General features: G+C 61.9%; 2 protein-coding genes. Both read left to right on the forward strand.

Annotated features, from left to right (window positions below; genetic code table 11):
- Window positions 1-1,350, forward strand: a 1,350-nt coding sequence (locus tag ABYW26_RS13785; protein ID WP_372605484.1) for a SulP family inorganic anion transporter, incomplete at its 5' end; no start/stop codon positions are given.
- A 70-nt stretch (window positions 1,351-1,420) separates the two neighbouring features.
- The coding region (locus tag ABYW26_RS13790) for a glycosyltransferase family 25 protein (protein WP_372605485.1) at window positions 1,421-2,108 on the forward strand (688 nt) is incomplete at its 3' end.

Raw genomic sequence — 2,108 nt, forward strand, 5'->3', positions numbered from 1 at the left:
ATGATCTCCGGCGCCACCGGCGCCCTGGCGGTCGTCATGGTCGATCTGGTCGCCCGCCACGGGGTCGAATACCTGTTCGCCACCGTGGTGCTGATGGGCGTGATGCAGATTCTGGCCGGGGTGTTCCGGCTGGGCAAATTCATCCGTCTGGTGCCGCATCCGGTGATGCTGGGCTTTGTGAACGGTCTGGCGATCGTGATCTTTCTGGCGCAGATGAGCCAGTTCAAGGTCGGCGGCACATGGATGACCGGCTGGCCGCTGGTGACGATGCTGGCGTTGGTGGCGGCGACGATGGCGATCATCTGGGTGATGCCGCGCCTGACCCGCGCGATTCCCGCGCCTTTGGCGGGCATTGCGATTACCGCCGGTCTGGTCATCGCCTTTGGCATCGACGTGCCGCGCGTGGGCGACATGGCCTCGATCGAGGGTGGCCTGCCGCAATTCCACATTCCGATGGTGCCGCTGAACCTTGAGACGCTTGAGATCGTGTTTCCCTATGCGCTGATCCTTGCCGCGATCGGCCTTATTGAAAGCCTGCTGACGCTGAACCTTGTCGGGGAAATCACCGGCAAGCGTGGCGGCGCCAGTCAGGAATGCATCGCCCAGGGCACCGCCAATGTCGTGACCGGCTTTTTCGGCGGCATGGGCGGCTGTGCGATGATCGGCCAATCGATGATCAACGTGAAATCCGGCGGCCGGATGCGGCTGTCGGGCCTGACGGCGGCGCTGTTTCTGCTGCTGTTCATCGTCGCGGCCAGCCCGTTGATCGAACAGATCCCGCTGGCGGCGCTGGTGGGGGTGATGTTCATGGTGGTGATCGGCACATTCGCGTGGCAGTCGCTGACCATCATGCGGAAAATTCCGATGGCCGATGCGCTGGTGATCGTGCTGGTGACCTTTACCACCGTGGCCTATGACCTTGCGATTGCGGTTGTGGTGGGGGTGATTGTCTCGGCGCTGGAATATGCGTGGACCAATGCCAAGCGCATCCATGCCCGCGCCTATCCGACGCCCGAGGGCGCCAAGGTCTATCAGATTCAAGGCCCGCTGTTCTTTGGCTCGGCCGCCGGTTTTCTTGAGATTTTCGACCCCGAAAACGACCCCGGCCGCGTCATCATCGACTTTGTCGACAGCCGCGTTGCCGATCAGTCGGCCCTGACCGCGATCGAGACCATCGCCGCCAAATACGAGGCCGCCGGCAAGCAGGTCACCCTGCGCCACCTCAGCCGCGATTGTCACCAATTGCTCAGCAAAGCCGGGCAGTTGATGGTCGATTCCGACGATGACCCGGATTATCAGATCGCCACCAATTATTCGGTGCGCACCGGCGTGCTGGGGGCCGGGCACTGATATTTGTCTGTGGTGGACGCCTGGCCGCAAATATAGAGTCGCGGCAAGACGACTCTATCGTGGTGCGGGTATGATTCTGCCGAATAACAAGATCTTTAGCCGCCTGATCAACCTGCGCTCCAGCCCCGACCGATTGGAGCGCGCGCAACAGACTCTGGCGGCGGCGGGGCTGAGTGTTGAACGGTTCGACGCGGTCGATGGCCGCAGCGCCGACCTGACCACCCATCCCGACTATGACCCCGACATGGCGATTGCCCGCTATGGCCGGCACCTGTCTTCGGGCGAGGTGGCCTGCTATCTCAGCCACAAAGCCTGTCTTCAGGCGTTTTTCGACAGCGGCGCGCCCTATGGTCTGATCCTTGAGGACGACCTGTCGCTGCCCCCTGATTTCGCCGGTTTTCTGGATCAGTGCGTGACATGGCTGGACACCCATCATCGCGGCCGCTGGGACATACTGAACATGTGCCAGCGCGGCGACAAGGTGGCCACATCCCTGACGTCTTTCCAGACCGACGAGGGGGAAATCCACCTGTTAGCCTCGTTCTTTTTTCCGCTGAATTCGACCGGCTGCCTGTGGTCGCGCGAAGGGGCCGAGCGGTTCCTGAAGGATGGCAGCACCATCTTTGCCCCGGTCGATCAGTTCGTGAAAATGTGGTGTATCGAAAGCGGGCGCGGGCTGGCGTTGGATCGTCCGGTGGTGAACACTTTCGAGACGCCCAGCACCATAGATTATTCGGTTCAGGACGCCTATCTGGCGC

Source organism: Actibacterium sp., assembly GCF_041584535.1.
GTDB lineage: Bacteria > Pseudomonadota > Alphaproteobacteria > Rhodobacterales > Rhodobacteraceae > Actibacterium_D.